This window comes from Chryseolinea lacunae, assembly GCF_016735595.1.
GTDB lineage: Bacteria > Bacteroidota > Bacteroidia > Cytophagales > Cyclobacteriaceae > Chryseolinea > Chryseolinea lacunae.
Genome location: NZ_JAERRB010000001.1, coordinates 817,004 through 838,526 on the forward strand (window position 1 = coordinate 817,004; position 21,523 = coordinate 838,526).

Consider the following 21,523-nt stretch of genomic DNA (forward strand, 5'->3'; position numbering starts at 1 on the left):
GACATTCGGGTTTAGGATGAACTGAATAACCTCGATTACAAAGAGAATTTCAAACGCTGTTTAAGCATAAAAATCTGCCAGTGCCGAGAAATACACATTGTCCCAGCCGTCGGTGATGTCGTTGTAGTCGCTGTCTGGGATGTTGGTGTGGCGCAGTTCCACAGACGTGCCCTGGGCGTGTGGATGAAGTTTGAGGGTGACGATAGACGGTTCGTCCTGCTCGCCAAAATACCACTGCTGCACAATTTTTTTGCCGGGTTCAAACTCCAGGTTTTTACCTACAATGCTGCCGTCCCACAACGAAAATTCCGATTCGGGTTCTGTCGACATCTCGGCGGGTTCGCCCGACCACAGGTGTATGGTGGAGGCCGTGGTGAGGGCCAGGTATACTTCTTCGGGCGTGGCCGTGAGTGTGTAGTATTTTTTAAAGTCTTTCATTTCTGTGGGCGCGCAAATTTCACGTATACTTGTGCCGAGTTCCGGCTTCGCATATTACACAAGTTTATAACGAGCCCGGGATGAATCGTTAATTTTTTTTCTGCCGCCGTCAATTCTATGAACGCCCAACCCGAAACCTACATCACCTACGTCATCATGGCCGTTACCATCGCGTTCAGCTTCTACGCCTTCAACCGCGCCGAAGTGTTGCGAAAGTTTATGATGACGCCCTATCTCATTCATAGTCGAAAACAATACTACCGCTTTGTGTCGTCGGGCTTCATTCACAACGATCACATGCATTTGCTATTGAATATGTTTTCGTTCTACTTCTTTGGCAGAAACGTCGAGTTCATCTTCCGCGCGATCTTTGGGCCTGTGCTCGGTGGCGTCTACTTTGTGGCGCTCTACATCATGGCCATCGTGGTGTCGGACCTGCCTACCTTTCTCAAACAAAAAAACAATCCTGCCTACAGCGCCCTGGGTGCTTCGGGTGGTGTGGCCGCGATCATCTTCGCGTCCATCATCTTTCAGCCCCTCAACGACATCTGTCTCTATGCCGTTCTTTGTTTCCCTGGCTTCATTCTCGGAACGCTCTATGTGGTGTTTTCCTACTATCAGGGTCGTAAAGCCAACGACGGCATCAACCACGACGCACACCTATACGGCGCGCTGTTCGGCCTGGTGTTTTGCATCGTGATGTATCCGGACTGCATTCCCTTCTTTATCGAGCAATTGAAAGGCTGGAAATACTTTCAAATGTTTCAATAAACACCCGGCATAAAAATTCAGCCAACGCACCACGTTTGTTGCCGCGACAAGTATTATCTTGATTTACAAATCTTCTACATCGTTATGAAAGCCGCATTTCACATTCTGTTCGGACTCGTTCTCCTCCTCACATTGTCCAACTGTTCCTCTTCCAAAAAGATGTCGACCGCTCAAGCCACCGACAGCAGTACGAGCGATGCAACAAACAGCACCGGCGATGGTTCAAGCTTTGAAAATGCGGTATTGATCAAACAGACAAGTTCCACGGCGGGTATCGAGGCGGAATACAAATGGATTAAAGAACACTATCCCGGCAGCAGAGTGCTGGGGCAAAAACTGATATCAAAAGAAAAAACGCCCTACGATGTCATCATGATCGAAACGGCCACCGGCGAGAAGAAGGATGTTCACTTCAACATCTCCAAATTCTTCGGGAAATTCTAGCGATGGATTGATTTACGTCAATCGTTACACTTTTCGCAACTCAATCAACCAATCCCACGGATAGGGAGCTTTCATCCACTCGGGTGGCTCATTAAACTCCGTGGTCCATTCATATTCCACTTTCTCCAGCATGTTGATGCGAACATCGGTTTGCTGCATGATGAGCTCCAGCTCTGCTGGCGTATAGTGTTTGGTGGGCACGCGGTCGATGTGCACGATGCCCTGCACAAATTCGCGTTTGTTGTTTTTGAAATAGTCAATGTCAGAAGCGGGAATATCCTCAACACTCACGCCTTCGCTTTTATACCAGTCGATGAGGCGAAGCGACGACAGCAGCACCGAGTCGAGCGAGGGCACAATGACCACAGCCGTGCCGCCGGGGCGCAATGCGCGGGAAATGTTTTGAAACATTTTCACATTCTTGTCGCGTTCGGGAAGCATGATCACGTTGCAGCAAAACACAAACTCCACTTCCGGAAGCTTCACACCGCGCTGGGTGAGGTCGGCGCGCTTGAACACAATGTTGCTGTGGTTGCGCTGTCGCGCGATGCCCAGGCACTCGGCCGAGATGTCGAGCGCGAGAATGTTTTTGAACCGGGGCGACAAATGGGGAAACGCTTTGCCTGTGCCGCAACCAAAATCGATGGCGTGATGATGAAGGTTGGCATGCTTGTCGAAGTAGCGTGGCAGCACGCCATTCTTATCGCTTTTGAATACGTCGAAAATTTCGGTGTTGTAGTTCGAGGCAATCGTGTTCCAGTGCGATTCTTCGTTCATGCGTGCTTATTTTAGAATTTAGGGTTTTACTACGATTCTAAAATAATACTTTATCGCGCATAACCCTAACACCGATGTCACACACGGCGCGCCGGGTTGTTATCCATGGAAGGTCTCCACATAAAAGTCCTCCACTTTTTTTCGGGCCCACGGTGTTTTGCGCAAAAACGTGAGGCTCGATTTGATGCTGGGGTTGATGAGGAAACAATTCACAGGAATCACTTCTCCCAACGTGTCCCATCCGTAGCGATCTACCAGGTCGGTCACGATGCGCTCCAGTGTTTTGCCGTGCAGGGGATTATTTTTTTGTTCTTCCGCCATAAGTTTTCAAAGGTTCCAGTTCATGATGAAAGTCGTATTGCAAATCTTCGGGCAGCTTCGCCAGGGCCGCATCAATTTTTTTCAGCTGCTGTGCAAACAGGTTTGCCAGCACCTGGCTGTTCTGCAACTTGATGCCCGATTTTTTCACGTTCGCGCAAAAATGAATGCGCACCTCCACTTCCGTTTGTGCGAGGCCCGAGTAGCGAATTTGTTTGTTGGCAATGCGCAGAATTTTCCGCAGCACCTTCTTCACCAGATAGAGGTTGGTTTGTGGAACGGTTTCGAAGAGGTCGTCCATTTCCGTGTTCACGTTTGTCACAAAGGCGGCTTCATCGTCGGCTTCATAGAGCAGATAGGTGAGCAGCTCTTTGTTCTCTTTTTTGTATTTGGCCAGGCGAAGACACAGGTCGCGAAGCTGTTTGGATTCGAGCGATGCCAGTTCTTTCTTGATGTCGCTTAAGGATGCGGCGGTCATGATCGTTTTTACAGGTTGTTCATTTTCTTGTTCGCTTCATCAAACTCCTTCTTGAAGTTCTGAATGATGCGTTCCAGCGGCTGAATGCTGTGGATGTTTTCGATGGCCGGTCCGGCGCACCAAACCGTTTTGTAGGTAGCCCCAAAGGCGGCGCGCTCCACGCTCTTCATGCCGCGCAAAGCGATGAGCATCTTCACATATTTTTTCAACGCCTTGTTCCGGTGAAGCAGCCATTCCAGAAAGTTTGCCTGCGTGCCCAACTGCTGAACATAGGGCGTGTTGATGACCGTGAGCGGCGAGCCCGAAAGCTTCGACGTGCGCACGATGTCTTTTTCGCCATAGTCCACCAGGGCCTTTTTATATTCCGGCGAAATGTCGGCTTCGTCACAAGCCATAAAGAGTGTTCCCACTGACGCGCCGGCGGCGCCCCAGCGCATGGCCTCAGCCAAATCCTGCCCTTGCGCAATGCCGCCTGCCGTGATGATGGGTATGCTGCAATTTTCTTTCAACTCCGTGATCAACGCTTTTGGCGACAAATGTCCGGCATGTCCCCCGGCGCGATCGTTCACGGCGATGACGGCGTCGGCTCCCAGCCCTTCCACTTTCTGGGCATAGGCCAGATCCACCACGTCACAAAAAACTTTGATGCCCCGCGGCTTGCACTGCTCGATCACTTCTTTGGGATTCCCCAGCGACGTGATGATGTAGGCCACATTCATCTCCAGCAACGTGGCGAGTTGTTTTTTGTATTTGGGGTTCGACCTGTTCACGATGAGGTTCACTCCAAACGGTTTTGACGAAGCCTTCTGAATGTCGGTGATGGCTTCGCGCAAGGCCTGGTCGGTGCGATAGTTCAGCGCGGGAAACGCCGCGCTGATGCCCTCGCGCAACGCCACCTTCACCATGCGACTGTTGGAAATCAGAAACATGGGGGCCATGATGAAGGGATAGTCAATGCCCAGAAGTTTGTCGAGTGTTGGCGCTGGTGTCGTTTGCATAGGCGAATCGAAACTAAAGATGCGGGGAATAACCTTAGTTTACAAGGCAGTGATTATTTTGCACCGCGCGCTCCGGGTCCACCAGCCCTATCAACGTGCGCAAGGCACATTTCCGCTATGCACAAATTTTCGGCGCGTGATATTCTGACAGGCTTGCTTTTCTCCATGTTGTGGGCTTCGGCTTCCGTGGCTGGAAAATTCGGCTTGCGTGTTTCTGAACCACTCGTGTTGTTCACCGTGCGTTTTCTGCTGGCAGGGCTGCTGCTGCTGGCCTACGTCTATGGCGTGCAACGCAACCCTTTGCCTCGCGCACGCGAGTGGAAACAGATCACCATTTTCGGAACGTTCAACACCGCGCTCTACCTCGGCCTGTTCATCATTGCCCTGCAATATGTCACGCCGGGCATCACCACGTTGGCCATCGCACTAAATCCGTTGTTCATCAGCATCATGACGGCCGTGTGGATGAAGCGACGTGTGCCCGCTGTGGAATGGACCAGCATTGCCCTGGGCATTGCCGGTGTGGTGGTGGCAGCCTATCCGTTGTTGCAAACCAGTCACGCCACGCCGGGTGGCCTCATGCTGCTCGCGTTGAGTATGCTCACCTATTCTTTTGGCGCGGTCTATTATGCGGCTGTGCGTTGGGAGTCGACACGCATCACCATCAACGCGTGGCAGGTGTTCATTGGCGGCCTGCTCATTTTGCCGCTGGCGTTTTTCATGCACGAAAAAGAAAATCATTTCACCGTCACCTTCTGGCTGTCGTTGGCGTGGCTCATTTTGCCAGTGTCCGTGGTGGCGGTTAACCTGTGGCTGCGCTTGCTGAAGTCGGACGCGGTGCGGGCTTCGTTGTGGCTCTACCTCTGCCCCATCTTTGGGTTTCTATATTCGTGGTTGTTGCTGGGCGAACCGCTCACGGTCTACACATGGGCTGGCACCATTCTGGTGATGACGGCGCTTTATATCGGGCAGCGAAAAGGAAAGTAATTTTTATTGGAACGCTAAATCAGCGGCTCACGGCCTCGATCAATTCGGCCATGCATTGGGTCATGTATTCGCCATTGCCTTTGCCATACCAGTTCATCAACTGGGTTTCATAATGATCCACGTCGTAGTAGCGTTCGGGTGTGACGTAGCCAATATAGCCACCGTTAAAGCTGGTCACCATGGCGCGCAGCCCATGACTGTGAGCAACCGAATCCAACGTGGCGTCAAACTGTCCGGAGAAATCGCAGGGTGTGCCCAGCATCACCAGGTCGCCAAGACGAAGCACGGTGAGGTATTCGTCGTATTCGCCAAAGGCCGACTCAAACACACGCGGGCGAAGACACCAGTTCTTCAGCACTTTTACCTGCGGATCGCTCAGCAGCAACGGCACGCGGTGCATGGCCAGCGCGCCACCTTTGAGCGGCGTGAGCTCGCCTTCGTGTTCCAGAAAATCGTTCGATACTTTTTCCGACATCCAGTCAACACATCCCTGCCCCGCTTCGGGTGCAGCACCCGAATGACTGCCCACGGCCCCCGCCATGAACATGGCGAACGTAAATTTTTTCTGCTCCAGCACATCCACCAGCTTGCCCGGATAGTCGCGCGACAGATTTAAATTATCATCGGGCAAACATGTGGCGTGCGCCGTATAGCTCAACAAGGCCAGTCGGCTGCTGTCGCTGCGATGCACTTCAATGACGCGCAACAACGGGTCTACGGGTCCATTGTCGATGAGGCGGTTTGCCACGGCCGCCACAGGAATGAAACCCGCCTTGAGTGTAGAGGGCAACATGTTTTGTGATGCGCGTTGAATGCTGATTTTTATTTTGTCAACAATAAAATGAACGATTGAATCATTATAGGGACCATACAGCAGGGCCGTTGCACCTTTGGCCCAGTTGCCAATGCTGTTGTGCGAATGGATGGCACCCATGTAGGTGTTGTTGAGGGTGAAGCCCACTTCGGACAATTCCTGCTCCAGCAACAACGTGACGGTGGGGGGAACAATGAGCAGGTCGGTGCTCACAATGGCTACGCGACGCGCGCCGTTGCTCACCACCAGGGTGCGCACAAAAATGGAGTCGTGCACCGTGTCGAACAGTTTGCCACGCCGTGTGCCATAGCCGGCGGTGGCGGTGCGATGACAGGGGGTGATGCTCTCTTTGGCAAAGCCCACCGAAAAGGTAAGCGTGTCTTCCGGGCCGGTAGCCCGCAGGGTGTCGATACGGCCCTTCATGATGTTGCGCAGCGATTGACGGTCTATCGTGCGATCGACGGGCGCAATGCTAATGGCCAGAAACACAACGATCAGCCCCAAAAAAACGGCCAAGGCGAACAGTATAAAACGAAATAGCTTTTTTAGCCGCATAAGGCCGCAAGATAAGTTAACCCCGACGCTAATGCCTTACCGGTTATCAATAAAAGCCCACTCTAACCCCGATTCCTAATAAGTGTTAGCTAAATCATGGCCTTCTCCGTATTTTTAGCCCCTCTAAAACGACGAATGCATGAGCACGCAAACGATGCAGGCAGCCTCGACCGATAAGAAACAAGCACTGGCCGGACACCAGGCCCCGGCCCCCTATAAACCCAAACATAAAGTACGGATTGTGACGGCCGCCAGTCTTTTCGACGGGCACGACGCCGCCATCAACATCATGCGCCGGATCATTCAGGCCACGGGTGTGGAAGTGATTCATCTCGGGCACGACCGCAGCGTGGAAGAAGTGGTGAACACCGCCATCCAGGAAGATGCACAGGCCATTGCCCTCACCAGCTACCAGGGCGGCCACACAGAATATTTCAAATACATGTTCGACCTGCTCCGCGAAAAAGGAGCAAGCCACATCAAAATTTTTGGCGGTGGCGGCGGTGTGATTCTGCCCGAAGAAATAAAGGAGCTGATGGATTATGGCATAACCCGCATTTATTCTCCAGACGATGGCCGCGCCCTCGGCCTGCAAGGCATGATAAACGACCTGGTGGAACAAAGCGATTTTCCGACCGGCGAAAAATTAACAAACGAAATTGATCTGCTTCCCGCGAAAAATCCGTTGGCCATTGCCCGGTTGATTTCGGCAGCAGAAAATTTTCACGACCGCCACGAAGCCACGCTGGCCAAAGTGAAGACGCTGGCCGATGCTTCCACGGCACCGGTGCTGGGCATCACGGGCACAGGTGGTGCGGGCAAGTCGTCGATGGTAGATGAAATTGTGAGACGCTTTCTCATCGACTTCAAAGACAAAACCATCGGCCTCATCTCTGTCGATCCATCCAAACGGAAAACCGGTGGGGCGTTGCTGGGCGATCGCATCCGCATGAATGCCATCAACCATCCGCGTGTGTTCATGCGCTCGCTGGCCACGCGCCAGAGCAACCTCGCGCTCTCGGTCTATGTGCGCGAAGCCATCCAGATCCTGAAAGCTGCAAACTACGACCTCATCATTCTCGAAACTTCCGGCATCGGCCAAAGCGATACGGAAATCCTCGACCACAGCAACGTGTCGTTGTATGTGATGACACCCGAGTATGGCGCTGCCACCCAGCTTGAAAAAATAGACATGCTGGATTTTGCCGACATCATTGCCCTGAACAAGTTCGACAAACGCGGCGCCCTCGACGCGTTGCGCGATGTCAAAAAACAATATCAACGCAACCACCAGCTGTGGGATAAAAAAGCGGAAGACATGCCCGTGTTTGGCACCATCGCGTCGCAGTTCAACGACCCCGGCACCAACCAGCTCTATAAGCATGTGATGGACAAGATCGTGGAGAAGACCGGCTCGGCGTTGGCGTCGGCGTTCGAGATCACACGCGAAATGTCGGAGAAGATTTTTGTGATTCCGCCCAGCCGCACACGCTACATGAGCGAGATCGCCGAAGGTAACCGCGCCTACGATGCCTGGGTGAACGCGCAGGCCGAAGTGGCCGAGAAATATTATGCCATCCAAAAAACACGCGAAACAATCGGCAAGGAACACGACGATGTTCAGAAGGTGTTGCTTGCCGAAGCCGACCGCCTCAAGCTGAACCTCGATCCACGCAACCTGAAGTTGCTGGAAGCGTGGCCCGAGAAGGTGAAGCAATACAAAGCACCGGAATTCACATTCAATGTGCGCGACAAAGTGATCGCCATTCAAACCCATAGCGAATCGCTGTCGCACACACAGATTCCCAAAGTATCACTCCCCCGCTACACCTCGTGGGGCGATTTGCTGCGGTGGAACCTGCAGGAAAATGTGCCGGGAGAATTTCCCTACACCGCGGGCATCTATCCGTTCAAACGCGAAGGCGAAGATCCCACGCGCATGTTTGCGGGCGAAGGCGGACCCGAGCGCACCAACCGTCGCTTCCACTATGTGAGCCAGACCATGCCAGCCAAGCGTCTCTCTACCGCCTTCGATTCGGTGACGCTCTATGGCAACGACCCCGACTATCGCCCCGACATCTATGGCAAAATCGGCAACTCGGGTGTGAGCATCTGCTGCCTCGACGATGCCAAAAAACTTTATAGCGGTTTTGATCTCGCCGATCCCAAGACCTCGGTGTCCATGACCATCAACGGCCCCGCGCCCATGTTGCTGGCCTACTTCATGAACGCCGCCATCGACCAGCAATGCGAGCGCTACATCCGCGCCAACAATCTTGAAGCGGATGTCAACGCAAAAATTGCCGCTCTCTACAAAGGGCGCGAAGCACAACGGCCGGCCTATCAGGGCCCGCTGCCCAAAGGAAACGACGGCCTTGGCCTCATGCTGCTGGGTGTGACCGGCGACCAGGTGCTGCCCGCCGACGTGTATGAAACCATTAAAGCCTCCACCCTCACCCAGGTGCGCGGCACGGTGCAAGCCGACATTCTGAAAGAAGACCAGGCACAAAACACCTGCATCTTCTCTACCGAGTTTGCGTTGCGCCTCATGGGCGATGTGCAGCAATATTTCATCGACCACAACGTGCGCAATTTCTATTCGGTGTCCATCTCCGGCTATCACATTGCGGAAGCGGGTGCCAATCCCATCACACAACTGGCATTCACGCTGGCCAATGGTTTCACTTACGTGGAATATTACCTGAGCCGCGGCATGGACATCAACGAGTTCGCCCCCAACCTTTCGTTCTTCTTCAGCAACGGCATTGATCCTGAATATGCGGTGATCGGTCGCGTGGCCCGGCGCATCTGGGCCAAGGCCATGAAGAACAAATACGGTGCAAACGCGCGGGCCCAAATGTTGAAGTATCACATTCAAACATCAGGTCGCTCACTCCACGCACAGGAGATCGACTTCAACGACATCCGCACCACCCTGCAGGCGTTGTATGCCTTGTATGACAACTGCAATTCGCTACACACCAACGCCTACGACGAAGCCATCACCACACCCACCGAAGAATCGGTGCGCCGGGCCATGGCCATTCAGCTCATCATCAACAAAGAGTTGGGTCTTGCGAAAAACGAAAACCCGTTGCAGGGTTCGTTCATCATCGAAGAGTTGACCGACCTGGTGGAAGACGCTGTACTGGCGGAGTTCGATCGCATCACCGAACGCGGTGGTGTGCTGGGCGCTATGGAAACCATGTATCAGCGCGGCAAGATCCAGGAAGAGAGTTTGTATTATGAAACGCTGAAACACACGGGCGAATATCCCATCATCGGTGTGAACACGTTTCTGAGCTCGAAAGGATCGCCCACGGTCATTCCGCAGGAAGTGATTCGCGCCACCCCCGAAGAAAAAGAATACCAGATCAACATGCTGCGCAACCTCCACGGTTTTCAAAACGATGGTGGCAGCGAAACACTTCGCGTGGTGCAGGAAACGGCCATTCAAAACCGGAATATATTCGAAGCGTTGATGGAAGCCGGAAAAACGTGTAGCCTCGGCCAAATAACAAAAGCGTTGTTTGAAGTGGGCGGCCAATACCGGCGCAACATGTAAGCTAGTGCACGGGCAGAAATGCCGGATGCCACGCACATCGTTGTGCAGATATTTGTATCTTAGTTGGTATGCACCGCCTACTGTTTCTGCTTGCTTTTGTTTTTGGCATTTGCATGTTTGCACACGGGCAGGTCACGCCCGCACAGGCCGACAGCCTGGAAGCCATCTTAAAAAAGCCGGCCGGCAACATCGAACGCGCCGTCATTCTAAACAAGCTCGCCACCTACTACTGGCAAACCAATCCGAAACAAAGTCTTGCGCTCATCAAGACCGGGCTCGCACTGCCGCTGCCCGACTCGCTTCAACGCGATCTGCACGAAACCATGGCCGTGGCGTATGCCATTCTCGCGATAACCGATTCATCGTTTCTCCACTATCACCAGGCACTCGACCTCTCGTGGGTGCTACACGACACGGTGCGCATTGTGCGAACCAATACCAATCTGGCAAACACCTATTGGGTGCAGGGCCAGGTGGAAACTTCGCTCGCCACACTCCTCGAAACCATCGCGCTCTTCGACAGCAAAAAACTGAAACCACAACAGAAGGCCGGCACCTATGGCACACTCGGTGTGGTCTATTCGCTGCTGGCCAATCACGACCTCGCCCTGCACTACGACTCCCTTGCCATCGACATGCTGATCGATGTGCCGTCGCGGCGCACAACGTTGAACACCATCAAATCAAACATGGCAAACCACCTTATCGACGCGGGCAAACCAGAAAAGGCTGAAGTGGTGCTAAAAGAAGTGATTGTTCTTGAGAAAGAACTTGGACGGGCGTTGATCCTCGGCAACAGTTATGTCACGTATTCATTGCTGATGGGCAAACTCAACCGGATCGACGAAGCCTACGAGTCTCTGAGTGAGGCGCTGGCTATATTTCAAAAGGGCAACTTTGCGCGCGAAGAAGCACAGGCCTTGTCGGAACTGTCGGGCATTGAGTTCAAGCGCAAACATTTTGAATCGGCCGAGCAACTCGCGCAAAAGGGACTGAAGCAAAGCGAAGACGTGAAAGACTGGACAGGTCAAAAAAATGCCACGTTCACACTCATGCAGGTGGCGCTTGTGAAACAAAAATTTGATGACGCGGCGCGCTACGAACTGAAATACCGCGTAGCCAGCGACTCGGTGGTGAAGGGCAAGAACGTGGAAGCCACCACCGCCATGCGCATCAAGTTCGACACACAACAAAAAGAAAAAGAAAACGAAATTCTGAAACGCGATCAGCTCATCAACGAAAGCAAACTGCGAACCCGAAACGCGTTGCTGATCATGGGTGCTGCCATCGTGGTGCTGCTGGGCACACTGTTGTTTATTTCGATGCGCCTGCGAAACAAAATAAAAAAAGTGAACCTGGCCCTTAAGCGACGAAACCTGGAAATTGAACGGAAGAATATGGAGATCAGCAAGCAGAATAACGTGCTGGAACATACGCTGCGTGAACTCAACGAAACACAACTGCAACTGATCCACTCCGAAAAAATGGCATCGCTGGGACAGTTCACGGCCGGCATCGCCCACGAAATCAACAACCCCCTAAACTTCATCATGGGCGGGCTGCAGGGCATAACCCACACGTTGAAAAATGCAGACAGCGTTCCGCACACGGAATTGAGCCAGGATCTGGGCGACCTGATTGCGCCACTGGAAAAAGGCGCCTTTCGTGTAAAGAAAATTGTAGACAGCATGCTGGCCATCACACGCCATTCGCTGAACGACATTTCATCGTGCGACCTCGCCGAAAACATGAAGCTGGCCCTGATGCTGGTGAGCACCATGCCCGAAATGAAAAACATCACCATCAACATGGCCACAGAAAACGCGCCCGTGGTGGAGTGTAACGCGGGCGAAATAAACCAGGTGTTCATCAATCTGCTCACCAACGCCGTGCACGCCACGCAAGGTGCCGGCATGATCGGCATCATCTTCCTCCTCGATCATCATGGACATGCCGTTGTGAAGGTGAAGGACAATGGGAAGGGTATACGCCCTGAAGATCTTCCAAAAATTTACGATCCTTTCTTCACTACAAAACCTGCGGGCCAAGGCACCGGCCTCGGCTTGTCTATCTGCCGCAAGATCATTGAGCGACATTCCGGCACGATGAAAATTGAAAGCACGTTTTCGGTGGGCACAACGGTCACGATAACCCTACCGGTTGTGCAGCACCAGTTGATGTGATCCGTACTGTCGGGAATGTTATGCTTTTTTATTCATGGCATAGGTCCAGATCGCGCAGTCGACGCGATTCACCACATCTTCGGCCACGCTTCCGCTTAGCAGATGATTGAGACCATGGCGGCCGTGGGTTCCCATAGCAATGATGTTTCCGTTGATGCTGTGGGTGAAGTTGATGATGCCGGCGGCTTCGCTCTTGTCGTTGTAGACGTGCAACGTAAAATCTTTCAGCATGTGGTGAGTGGCAAAGGCCTGCAGGCGGTCCTGCGTCACGGCATCGCTCACAAAATGATCGGGCGTATTGATGCGAACCACGTGAAGGCGGGCGCCTAAAAAATGTTGCAGGGCTTTCACATGCAGCACCAGATCTTCCTGGCCCTCTTCCAGCGCATTCGGAAACACGATGTCGCGCATCGTGGCGAGCACCTCGTGCTTTTTCACCGCCACCACCGGACAGGGTGAGTCGCGCACAATTTTTTCGGCGTGGGTACCCACCAAAAACGCGGTGATGCCGTGCGCGCCTTTTGTGCCCAGCACCACCAGGTCGATGTGTTCCGTTCTGATATAATCTTGAATGACGCCAAACACGGGACCAAAATCAGTCTTGGTCACAAACCGGTTGTTGCCATGTTTCGAGAGGAGTTCCGCAAAATAATTTTCCGACTGATCCTGCAATTCGGTGAGCAGTGCGGCGTCGAAGGTGAGCGAGGGGGTCACAAGGGTGTCGTGCATGAGGGGCGGTTCCACCACGTGCAGCAAGTGCACCTGACCACCCGAACGTTGCTTCAGTTCCAGCGCCAGTGCAACGGCGGGGTGTGTTTGCTCCGAAAAATCGCAGGGCACGAGTATCTTTTGCATAGCCACGGGTTTAAACGTCTATCCCAAACCTTCCTTTCCGAAGATACGGCATCACGTGGGAATAGAAAAAAAAAATCGCGCGAAAGAAGAACGCTACTCGCTGCCGTAGCAGTATTGTTTCAGGTATTGCCCGGCATCGTCGAGACCGGCGGCAAACGCTTTGGAAAGACACCGGCAACCGTCTTTCACATTGTCTTTTTCCACCAGCGCAATGCCCCGGTAGAACAACAGGGTGTTGTTTGACGGTTCCTGTTTCAGGCCTTTGTCGATGTAGAACAAGGCGGCGTCATATTGCTCTTCGTCGAGACACAACGAGCCGGCGTAGAGGTAGGTTTGAACAATTTCAGGATTGGATGCAATCACCTCGTCGAACGTGGCCAGTGCGCTGTCGATGTTGTGTTCATAGAAATAGCAAAGGCCCAGATACGACTTCAGCTCGGGTCCCGGCTGGTAGGCCATCAGTTGGCGGATGTCGCGCCGGGCATCGTCATAGCGTTCTGCTTCCATCAGCACCGACGCACGCCAGCGCAACAGGTCTGTGTTGGCCGGGTTGGCCGCGAGGAAGGCATTGAGATCTTCGAGTTGGGCTTCGGTGTTGCCCAGGCCCTGGTTGATGTATGTGCGCAGGAGCTTCGCCTGATCGTCGGGAAATTTTTCGAGGTATTGATTCACATCCTTCAGCGCTTCGGCATAATGCTCCAGGCCATAGTGTGAAAAGGCGCGTTTGTAATACACCTTGTAGTCGTCGGGCGATTTGAATTTCGAAGCCTGCACAATCTTGTCATACAGCGCCAGTGCGCCGGCATAGTCCTCCTTGCCCATCAGGGTGTCGGCTTGTGCCTCGAGGACTGCGGGATCGGATTTGGATTGGGCGGCTACAAAAAAAGAACTCATCACCAGTGCGGCGATGAGTCCTGAAGAATATACACGAAAGTTCATTGGCATTTCGCCAGCTTATTTACTGTTTCGCTTACGATCGGTTTCGTTGAGATAAATCTTCCGGAGGCGGATCGATTTCGGTGTCACTTCCACATACTCGTCGGATTGGATGTATTCCAATGCTTCTTCGAGCGAGAAGATGATAGGAGGTGCGATACGCATTTTTTCGTCGGCACCCGAAGCACGCATGTTGGTGAGCTTTTTGGTTTTCGTTACGTTGATCACCAGGTCACCGCTGCGGCTGTGTTCGCCAATTACTTGTCCTTCGTATACGGCCTCGCCTTCGTTGATGAAGAACTTGCCGCGGTCTTGCAGGTTGTGCAAGCTGTAGGCAATAGCTTCGCCTTGTTCCATCACGATGAGCGAACCGTTGATACGTCCGGGGATTTCGCCGCGGTACGGTTGGTATTCTTTGTAGCGGTGGGTCACGATGGCCTCACCTGCCGTTACGTTCAACAAATAGTTACGCAAGCCGATGATACCGCGTGAAGGGATCATGAACTTCAGGATCATGCGATCGCCTTTCGGTTCCATGTTCAACATTTCGCCTTTGCGCTGCGACACGGTTTCGATGGCTTTGCCAGCGTCGGTTTCAGGAAGGTCGATCGTCAACTCTTCCATAGGCTCGGATTTCGCGCCGTCAATTTCTTTGAAGATTACCTGAGGCTGTCCGATCTGCAACTCATAGCCTTCGCGGCGCATGGTTTCGATCAGCACCGACAAGTGAAGAACACCACGGCCAAACACCATGAAGCTATCGGCCGAACCGGTTTCGCCTACGCGCAACGCGAGGTTCTTCTCCAATTCTTTTTCGAGACGTTCTTTGATGTGGCGCGAAGTCACAAACTTACCTTCTTTACCATAGAAAGGTGAGTTGTTGATGGTGAACAACATGCTCATGGTAGGCTCGTCGATAGTGATCGACTTCATGCCTTCGGGCTTTTCGATGTCGGCCACAGTGTCGCCGATGTCGAAGCCTTCCAGACCCACCAGGGCACAGATTTCTCCGGCCTTCACTTCGTCAACTTTCAGTTTGTCGAAGCCTTCGAACACGTAAAGATCTTTGATGCGGGCTTTCACCACAGCGCGGGTTTCGCGTTTCACCAGGGCAATTTGCTGACCGGTTTTGATGGAGCCTCTGTGCACACGGCCAATGGCCACACGGCCGATGTAGGCCGAGTATTCGAGGGAAGTGATCAGCATTTGCGTTGATCCTTCTTCCACTTTCGGTGCAGGAATATATTGGATGATGCCGTCCAGCAAAGGGGTGATGCTATCGGTTGGAACTTTCCAATCCGTGCTCATCCAGCCTTGTTTGGCCGAACCGTAGAACGTGGGGAAATCCAGCTGTTCTTCGGTTCCGTCGAGTTGGAACATGAGTTCGAAAACCTGCTCATGCACTTCGTCGGGCGTACAGTTCTTTTTGTCTACTTTATTAACAACCACGATTGGCTTCAGACCCAGTTGCAGGGCTTTTTGAAGCACAAAGCGAGTTTGGGGCATCGGGCCTTCAAAGGCATCGACCAGCAAAAGACAGCCGTCGGCCATGTTCAGCACGCGTTCCACTTCACCACCAAAGTCGCTGTGACCAGGGGTGTCGATTACGTTGATCTTATAGTCTTTGTATCGAACCGATACGTTCTTTGCCAAAATGGTGATGCCGCGCTCGCGTTCCAGGTCATTGCTGTCCATGATCAGCTCACCGGGCGTTTCGTGGTCTTTGAAAAGCTTGCCGGCCATGAGCAATTTGTCCACCAGGGTAGTTTTACCGTGATCGACGTGGGCAATGATAGCGATGTTCCTGATCTTGTTAACCTCCATAATAACTCGAAATCCTCTTTATTTTTGTCAATTGAGCCGCAAAGATATGACTTTTAATCGGGTATTGGTTATCGCATTGTAAAGGTTTCTGAAGGAGGATGTTATTGAAGGACAACAAACGTGTGATTTCCACCGGCAACAGCATGAACAGTGTTCATTGAACGCCCTAAACCAGCGTTTTTGCTGTGTTTCTGATAAATCCCGTTAATTTCTTTTGTGGAGGGATGTGATGCTTATTTTCGGACCCGGAGCAGTGTTTTCCACCGTGGGCTTCATTTGGAGCCCGATTTTCAGCCAATGTGGCCATTCGGAAGCTTTTTGATGCTTCCACACCTGCCGATGGGATGGGGCCTCATTTTTCAAAACTCGACCGTATGTCCATTCAGTATGGACAGGCGCATTTTGCCGGTCATATGAATCGGTGCATCATATTTGAGCGCCTTCCACACGTAACCTGTAGCCTCTTTTGTATCCGGGTTCACGATCCAATACTCACGTACGCCAAACGTTTCGTACAATGCTTTTTTTCGCACCAGATCGTGCAAGGTGTTTCCGGAAAGTATTTCGATGAGCAGATCAGGAGTACCGTGAATGCCGTCGCGGTGAAGGATGTGTTTATTTTCATCCGACACATAGATGATGTCGGGTTGCACCGCGTTGGCGTGTTCATCAAAATAAACGTCGGTAGGCGCGTAGAATATTTCCCCGTTTTTGTTGCCCGAAATATAGGCGTCGAGGGCGTGAGAAATAATACGCGAAACGCGTTGATGCTCCAACGATGGTGCGGGCGACATAAAGAGTTCTCCGTTTATAAGTTCAGCCAACGTGCCTTCCGGAAGCATTTTAAAATCTTCCATGCTGGTTTGCAGGGGTTTTCTTCCGGATCGCATCACTCAATATACAACGAATCTCCGTGCCGTTCCACTCATTCGCGGAATCTTAAAAACGTGCCCATCGGCAAGTCTTTTCCTTGTGCCGATTTCAGGAAAAACTCTCCGTATTCAGGTTCTTTCATGTCGAAATGCGTGCGCGCCACATTCAGCCCCACAAGGGGAGAAAGCCCCGCAGCATACATACTGAGGATAAAAAAATGATTTTTCTTTTCCAGCAACGCACTGGCCATATGCAACAGCTCGTCGAGCTGCTCCTGAAGGGTCCACTTCTCGCCTTCGGGCCCGCGGCCATAGGGTGGCGGGTCCATGATGAGCCCGTGGTATTTGTTGCCGCGTTTCACTTCGCGCTTCACAAACTTGAACGCGTCTTCATATACCCAGCGAATGTCTTGTAAATTATTTTGCTGCATGTTCTGACTGGCCCAGTTCAACCCGGGACGCGAGGCATCGCAGTGGGTCACGTCGGCGCCCACAGACTTTGCCACCACCGATGCCGCGCCGGTGTAGGCAAACAGGTTCAGCACTTTGGGTTTCTGCAACGCCCAGCCCGAAAGTGTATCGTATATAAAATTCCAGTTGCTGCCTTGCTCGGGGAAAATGCCCACGTGGCCAAAGCCCGTAAGTGCGAGGCGCAGCGTGAGGCGGAGGCCGTTGTAGTTGTATTGCACGTTCCAGCTTTCGGGCATCGACGGTTGTTTGGACCAGCCGCCTTTCACGTCGTCGGTGAACCGGAACTTGTCGGTTTGCTCGCGCACAAATTTGGCGTGGGCTGTTTTTTTCCACACGTCTTCGTCAAGCGATTTGCTCCACAGCGCCTGCGGCTCGGGGCGGATCAGGACAAATTTTCCAAAGCGTTCCAGTTTTTCGAAGTTGCCCGAGTCGAGCAGTTCATAGTCTTGCCAGGATGCAGGGTGTAGCAGTTTCATGCGGTTTGCGAGTGGCGACGGCCGGGTACGTTCCCTGGCGCCGGCCTTTGTGCGGCTCAAAACTATTAAAAAAACAGATGCCCCCGGTTGCCGCCATTCCGAAAAGCCGTGCAGGCCTGGGGTGGGCGATGGTTTTCTTTCATCGTGGGAAAGGAGTAACATTACGCGCAAATTTGCCCGCATGCATCCCCTCATCACCAGCCCGCAGAATCCGAAAATAAAAAATGTGCTTGCCCTGGAAAAAGTACGGGAGCGCCGCGAGCAAAACGTGTTTGTCATCGAAGGCCTGAAAGAGCTTTCGCTGGCGGTGGCGGGAAACTATACCCTTCACAGCGTGTTCTTTTGTCCTGACATCATCGCTGCCGAACAGGTGCTAAAAATCGTGGGCGACGAACGCCTGCTGCTGCCCGTTCAACAAAGCGTGTTCGAGAAAATGGCCTATCGCGAAGGCACCGGCGGTGTGCTGGCCGTGGCCGAACAAAAAAAACACAGCCTGAACGTTATCACACTCCGCAGCACACCGCTGGTGCTGGTGCTGGAGAGCGTAGAAAAACCCGGCAATCTCGGCGCCCTGCTCCGCACCGCCGACGCCGCAGCACTTGATGCCGTCATCATTTGCGATCCCCAAACCGACTTCTATAACCCCAACGTTATCCGCTCCAGCGTGGGCTGCCTGTTCACCACGCCGGTGGCCTCGGCCACGTCGGCCGACACCGTTGCCTGGCTCCGGAAACACAACATTCACATCTTTGCCACCTATTTACAGGCGTCGCGCCCCTATCACGAAATGGACTTCACCCAGCCCGCCGCCATTGTGATGGGCACGGAAGCAACGGGGCTGTCGGACCTCTGGGTGCAGGAGGCCGACGTGAACATCATCATTCCCATGCAGGGCAAAATCGACTCTATGAATGTGTCGACGGCCGCGGCGGTGGTGGTGTTCGAAGCCACACGCCAGCGCGGGTTCGTGCGATTGTAGTAGCAACAATATTTTTACCTCCTCTCATCCTAATCTAGCGGCAAAAGCCGTAACTTAGCCGTCGAGCCCACAGTCTTTTCCCTATGGATAAGATTCCGTTTAAAAAAAAATACGTGCAAGACGATACATTTCTCAACGCTCTGGCGGATGCCTACAGGTTGCAAGAATCGATTATCAGCACGACTGAATTGGCGGTGATTTCCACCACCACCGAAGGGCTCATCACCAGTTTTAACCGCGCGGCCGAAGTGCTTTCGGGCTACACCGCCGAAGAAATGATCGGCAAAGCCACCCCCATGGTGCTGCACGACAACATCCAGCTCATTGAGCGGGCCGACGAGATTTCGACCGAGATGGGCGTGGAAATAGAACCGAATTTCGATGTGCTCACCGCCAAGGCCAGGCTGAAAAAAACAGCCGACCGCCGCGAGTGGACCTATATCCATAAAAATGGCCATCGCTTTCCCGTACTGGTTTCGTTCACCGGTCTGTTCGACGAAAAAGGCCACCTCACCGGTTTTGCCAGCATCGCCACCGACATCACCGAAAGCAAAGCGGCCGAAAAAAAAATACGCGACTCCGAAGCCCACCTCCAGGCCCTCCTCCACTCCATCGACGACATCGCCTTTGAAGTGAGCCGCGACGGCGTGTATACCAACATCTGGACGCGCAAAGATTATTTGTTGCTGGTGACCCCGCGCAACGAATATGTGGGCAAAAAAATGAAAGACGTGTTGCCTCCCGAATTGCTCCAGCAATATATGACGGCGATCGAAAAAGTTTTTCACACGCAAAAATCAGAGTCAATCGAATATCCGCTGCCCAACCACAACCGGTGGAGCTCGGGCAAAATTTCATACATCGACGAGAACCGGGTGCTCATTCTGGTGCGCGACATCACCGCCAAGAAGAAGTCGGAGTTGTTGCTCGCGCAGAGCGAACAGAAGTTCAGGACGCTCACCGAAAACATACCCGGGGTCATCTACCTGCGCCAGGCCGATGCCAGCCAGGGCGTGGTGTATATAAATCAGCAGGTGCGTGAAATCGTGGGCCACGAACCCGACGATTTTGTGTCGGGCAAAATCAGCTTCATGGACCTTTGCCATCCGGAAGACCGCGAACCGGTTTCGTTGGCCATCGACAAAGCCCTGGCGGCAAAAGAAACATTTCACATCAAATACCGCGTGCTCCACAAAAGCGGCTTGTGGCGTTGGGTAGAAGAAATCGGAAGCGCCATTCAACCCGTTGACGGCGCGGCGCCGATGATCGAGGGCTTTATCAGCGACATCACCCGGCAAAAAGAAGCGGAAGCGCAGCTCGAAAAAATTGCAGAAGAAAATCAGCTCATATTCAACAACGCCCTCAACCTTATTGTCATCGCCAGCTTCAAAGGCTATTTTCTGAAGGTCAATCAATACTGGACTGCCTTACTGGGCTGGTCGGAAGAAGAGCTGAAGGCGCGGAAGTTTATTGAGTTTATTCACCCTGACGACCAGAAGGCCACTGAAAATGCCGTGGTGCACCTTCGCGGCGGCCATCACATTGCCACGTTCGAAAACCGTTACCGCCGCAAAGACGGAACCTACCGCTGGCTGTTGTGGACGTCGGCCACCGACGTGAAAAACCAACGTATCTATGCCTCGGCAGTAGACATTACCGAACGAAAAAAATCGGAAGACGAGTTGCTTCGCTCCAAACAAAACGTGGAGGCCATCGCCATGAAACTGCAGGAACAAAACCGGCAGCTCGACGAGTTTGCGCACATCATCTCGCACAACCTGCGGTCGCCCGTGGGCAACATCAAAGCGCTTATTGGCCTGCTCAGTCCTTCGAGCAGCGTGGAGGAATACAAACAGATTTTCGAAAAGCTGCGCCACGTGGCCAACAACCTGGGCGAAACCATGAACGAACTCATGGAAACGCTGCGGGCCAAAAAAGAAACCGACATCGAACAGGTCGACATTCGCTTCGCGGAAATCTTCGACAAGGTAGTGCAGTCGCTGCAAGGCGAACTGCTTCAAACCGGCGCCACCATCACCCACGATTTCAACGACGCACCGGCCATTCACTACTCCCGTCCTTACCTGGAAAGCATTTTCCAGAACCTGCTGAGCAACGCCATCAAATACCGGTCGCCCGACCGCCCACCTCACGTGCATGCCACCACGCGGTGGCACAACGATTCCATCGAGCTCATCGTGCGCGACAACGGCCTGGGCATTGAAATGGATAAATTTGGTGACAAGCTTTTTGGCCTGCACAAAACCTTTCACGACCACAAGGATGCGCGGGGTGTGGGGCTGTTTTTGATAAAGACACAAATTGAAGCGTTGGGAGGATCGATCAGCGCCGAAAGCCAGGCAGGCATGGGCTCAACGTTTACCGTGAGGTTCGGTGTGGGGCAGAAATAAATTCCAGAGATCTAGTTGTCAAATCCGAAAGGGCAAAAAAAGGGTCCAACCAAGACCTTAACCTAAACCTATGAGTTAAAAAGCTGGCTGAACCCCAAGGATCGGAAACCTTGCGAACCGTCTGTTCTGCTGTTTCCGGGTATAAAAATGAGTTTAAACGTTTTCTTGCGTAACCCATTTTACACGAATGGCGCCGCATCTGGCAACCGCCATCGTTTGAAAAGCACATGATTGTGAAAGGTCTTGCCTTCGATTGGTCGTATACGCATCACAATTCCCCCATCAACATCTTCTATCCGCCGTTCGCCCTCTGTTCCTCCCCAAGGTGAATGAGGCACGAACGCGACCACATCGTGTTTTTTGTTTTTTGT

Annotated in this window: 18 protein-coding genes; 7 read left to right on the top strand and 11 right to left on the bottom strand. The window is 52.8% G+C overall.

What is annotated here, in order from left to right:
• Positions 1-60 precede the first annotated feature (60 nt).
• Positions 61-438: an SRPBCC domain-containing protein gene (locus tag JI741_RS03105; protein ID WP_202007275.1), complete on the bottom strand. Its 378-nt coding sequence runs from the start codon at positions 436-438 to the stop codon at positions 61-63.
• A 117-nt stretch (positions 439-555) separates the two neighbouring features.
• Here JI741_RS03105 and JI741_RS03110 point away from each other — a divergent pair, with 117 nt between their 5' ends.
• Both JI741_RS03110 and JI741_RS03115 read left to right on the top strand, forming a co-directional pair.
• Positions 556-1,209 carry a rhomboid family intramembrane serine protease gene (locus JI741_RS03110; protein ID WP_202007277.1) on the top strand — a complete coding sequence of 218 codons (654 nt, stop codon included), beginning with the start codon at positions 556-558 and terminating at the stop codon, positions 1,207-1,209.
• Between the two features lie 159 nt (positions 1,210-1,368).
• A complete protein-coding gene (locus JI741_RS03115; RefSeq protein WP_202007279.1) occupies positions 1,369-1,653 on the top strand; it encodes a hypothetical protein in 285 nt (94 codons plus the stop codon).
• Between the two features lie 24 nt (positions 1,654-1,677).
• Here the strand turns inward: JI741_RS03115 and JI741_RS03120 are convergent, their stop codons facing one another.
• The 4 genes from JI741_RS03120 to JI741_RS03135 form a co-directional block, all read right to left on the bottom strand.
• Entirely contained in the window at positions 1,678-2,430 is a 753-nt protein-coding gene (locus tag JI741_RS03120; protein ID WP_202007281.1) for a class I SAM-dependent methyltransferase, read from the bottom strand.
• Positions 2,431-2,529: 99 nt separating this feature from the next.
• On the bottom strand, positions 2,530-2,751 hold the full coding sequence (locus JI741_RS03125; RefSeq protein ID WP_202007283.1) for a VF530 family protein: 222 nt from the start codon (positions 2,749-2,751) through the stop codon (positions 2,530-2,532).
• Entirely contained in the window at positions 2,729-3,226 is a 498-nt protein-coding gene (locus tag JI741_RS03130; RefSeq protein ID WP_202007285.1) for a hypothetical protein, read from the bottom strand. Before JI741_RS03130 ends, JI741_RS03125 begins: the two co-directional genes overlap by 23 nt.
• An 8-nt stretch (positions 3,227-3,234) precedes the next feature.
• Complete coding sequence (locus JI741_RS03135; RefSeq protein WP_202007287.1) at positions 3,235-4,224, bottom strand: NAD(P)H-dependent flavin oxidoreductase; 990 nt, start codon at positions 4,222-4,224, stop codon at positions 3,235-3,237.
• Positions 4,225-4,341: 117 nt separating this feature from the next.
• On the opposite strand from JI741_RS03135, the gene JI741_RS03140 reads away from it, so the two are divergent.
• On the top strand, positions 4,342-5,211 hold the full coding sequence (locus JI741_RS03140; RefSeq protein WP_202007289.1) for a DMT family transporter: 870 nt from the start codon (positions 4,342-4,344) through the stop codon (positions 5,209-5,211).
• Positions 5,212-5,230: 19 nt separating this feature from the next.
• On the opposite strand, the gene JI741_RS03145 is transcribed toward JI741_RS03140, so the two are convergent.
• Entirely contained in the window at positions 5,231-6,541 is a 1,311-nt protein-coding gene (locus JI741_RS03145; RefSeq protein ID WP_202007290.1) for a neutral/alkaline non-lysosomal ceramidase N-terminal domain-containing protein, read from the bottom strand.
• 193 nt (positions 6,542-6,734) lie between these two features.
• On the opposite strand from JI741_RS03145, the gene JI741_RS03150 reads away from it, so the two are divergent.
• Positions 6,735-10,145, top strand: coding sequence for a methylmalonyl-CoA mutase family protein (locus JI741_RS03150; RefSeq protein WP_202008100.1), 3,411 nt, complete (start codon positions 6,735-6,737; stop codon positions 10,143-10,145).
• Positions 10,146-10,213: 68 nt separating this feature from the next.
• Complete coding sequence (locus tag JI741_RS03155) at positions 10,214-12,328, top strand: tetratricopeptide repeat-containing sensor histidine kinase (protein ID WP_202007293.1); 2,115 nt, start codon at positions 10,214-10,216, stop codon at positions 12,326-12,328.
• An 18-nt stretch (positions 12,329-12,346) separates the two neighbouring features.
• On the opposite strand, the gene JI741_RS03160 is transcribed toward JI741_RS03155, so the two are convergent.
• The 5 genes from JI741_RS03160 to JI741_RS03180 form a co-directional block, all read right to left on the bottom strand.
• The gene (locus tag JI741_RS03160; RefSeq protein ID WP_202007295.1) at positions 12,347-13,183 is read right to left on the bottom strand and encodes a universal stress protein; all 837 of its coding nucleotides are present in this window, start codon (positions 13,181-13,183) and stop codon (positions 12,347-12,349) included.
• Positions 13,184-13,276: 93 nt separating this feature from the next.
• Positions 13,277-14,128, bottom strand: a complete 852-nt coding sequence (locus JI741_RS03165) for a tetratricopeptide repeat protein (RefSeq protein ID WP_236675853.1) — start codon at positions 14,126-14,128, stop codon at positions 13,277-13,279.
• 9 nt (positions 14,129-14,137) lie between these two features.
• On the bottom strand, positions 14,138-15,943 hold the full coding sequence (typA, locus tag JI741_RS03170; protein WP_202007299.1) for a translational GTPase TypA: 1,806 nt from the start codon (positions 15,941-15,943) through the stop codon (positions 14,138-14,140).
• 359 nt (positions 15,944-16,302) lie between these two features.
• Complete coding sequence (locus JI741_RS03175) at positions 16,303-16,800, bottom strand: Uma2 family endonuclease (protein ID WP_202007301.1); 498 nt, start codon at positions 16,798-16,800, stop codon at positions 16,303-16,305.
• A 68-nt stretch (positions 16,801-16,868) separates the two neighbouring features.
• Positions 16,869-17,762: a class I SAM-dependent methyltransferase gene (locus JI741_RS03180; RefSeq protein WP_202007303.1), complete on the bottom strand. Its 894-nt coding sequence runs from the start codon at positions 17,760-17,762 to the stop codon at positions 16,869-16,871.
• Between the two features lie 181 nt (positions 17,763-17,943).
• Between JI741_RS03180 and JI741_RS03185 the strand changes: the two genes are divergently transcribed.
• Positions 17,944-18,741 (top strand): TrmH family RNA methyltransferase, encoded by a 798-nt coding sequence (locus JI741_RS03185; protein WP_236675854.1) that lies wholly within the window; start codon positions 17,944-17,946, stop codon positions 18,739-18,741.
• An 83-nt stretch (positions 18,742-18,824) separates the two neighbouring features.
• Positions 18,825-21,152, top strand: coding sequence for a PAS domain-containing sensor histidine kinase (locus tag JI741_RS03190; RefSeq protein WP_202007305.1), 2,328 nt, complete (start codon positions 18,825-18,827; stop codon positions 21,150-21,152).
• The last annotated feature ends 371 nt before the right edge of the window (positions 21,153-21,523 follow it).

Bases quoted from the DNA above. Each gene is read 5' to 3' on its own strand.
- JI741_RS03105 (WP_202007275.1), bottom strand. From the start codon at position 438: ATGAAAGACTTTAAAAAATACTACACACTCACGGCCACGCCCGAAGAA.
- JI741_RS03110 (WP_202007277.1), top strand. From the start codon at position 556: ATGAACGCCCAACCCGAAACCTACATCACCTACGTCATCATGGCCGTT.
- JI741_RS03115 (WP_202007279.1), top strand. From the start codon at position 1,369: ATGTCGACCGCTCAAGCCACCGACAGCAGTACGAGCGATGCAACAAAC.
- JI741_RS03120 (WP_202007281.1), bottom strand. From the start codon at position 2,430: ATGAACGAAGAATCGCACTGGAACACGATTGCCTCGAACTACAACACC.
- JI741_RS03125 (WP_202007283.1), bottom strand. From the start codon at position 2,751: ATGGCGGAAGAACAAAAAAATAATCCCCTGCACGGCAAAACACTGGAG.
- JI741_RS03130 (WP_202007285.1), bottom strand. From the start codon at position 3,226: ATGACCGCCGCATCCTTAAGCGACATCAAGAAAGAACTGGCATCGCTC.
- JI741_RS03135 (WP_202007287.1), bottom strand. From the start codon at position 4,224: ATGCAAACGACACCAGCGCCAACACTCGACAAACTTCTGGGCATTGAC.
- JI741_RS03140 (WP_202007289.1), top strand. From the start codon at position 4,342: ATGCACAAATTTTCGGCGCGTGATATTCTGACAGGCTTGCTTTTCTCC.
- JI741_RS03150 (WP_202008100.1), top strand. From the start codon at position 6,735: ATGCAGGCAGCCTCGACCGATAAGAAACAAGCACTGGCCGGACACCAG.
- JI741_RS03155 (WP_202007293.1), top strand. From the start codon at position 10,214: ATGCACCGCCTACTGTTTCTGCTTGCTTTTGTTTTTGGCATTTGCATG.
- JI741_RS03160 (WP_202007295.1), bottom strand. From the start codon at position 13,183: ATGCAAAAGATACTCGTGCCCTGCGATTTTTCGGAGCAAACACACCCC.
- JI741_RS03165 (WP_236675853.1), bottom strand. From the start codon at position 14,128: ATGCCAATGAACTTTCGTGTATATTCTTCAGGACTCATCGCCGCACTG.
- typA (WP_202007299.1), bottom strand. From the start codon at position 15,943: ATGGAGGTTAACAAGATCAGGAACATCGCTATCATTGCCCACGTCGAT.
- JI741_RS03175 (WP_202007301.1), bottom strand. From the start codon at position 16,800: ATGGAAGATTTTAAAATGCTTCCGGAAGGCACGTTGGCTGAACTTATA.
- JI741_RS03180 (WP_202007303.1), bottom strand. From the start codon at position 17,762: ATGAAACTGCTACACCCTGCATCCTGGCAAGACTATGAACTGCTCGAC.
- JI741_RS03185 (WP_236675854.1), top strand. From the start codon at position 17,944: ATGCATCCCCTCATCACCAGCCCGCAGAATCCGAAAATAAAAAATGTG.
- JI741_RS03190 (WP_202007305.1), top strand. From the start codon at position 18,825: ATGGATAAGATTCCGTTTAAAAAAAAATACGTGCAAGACGATACATTT.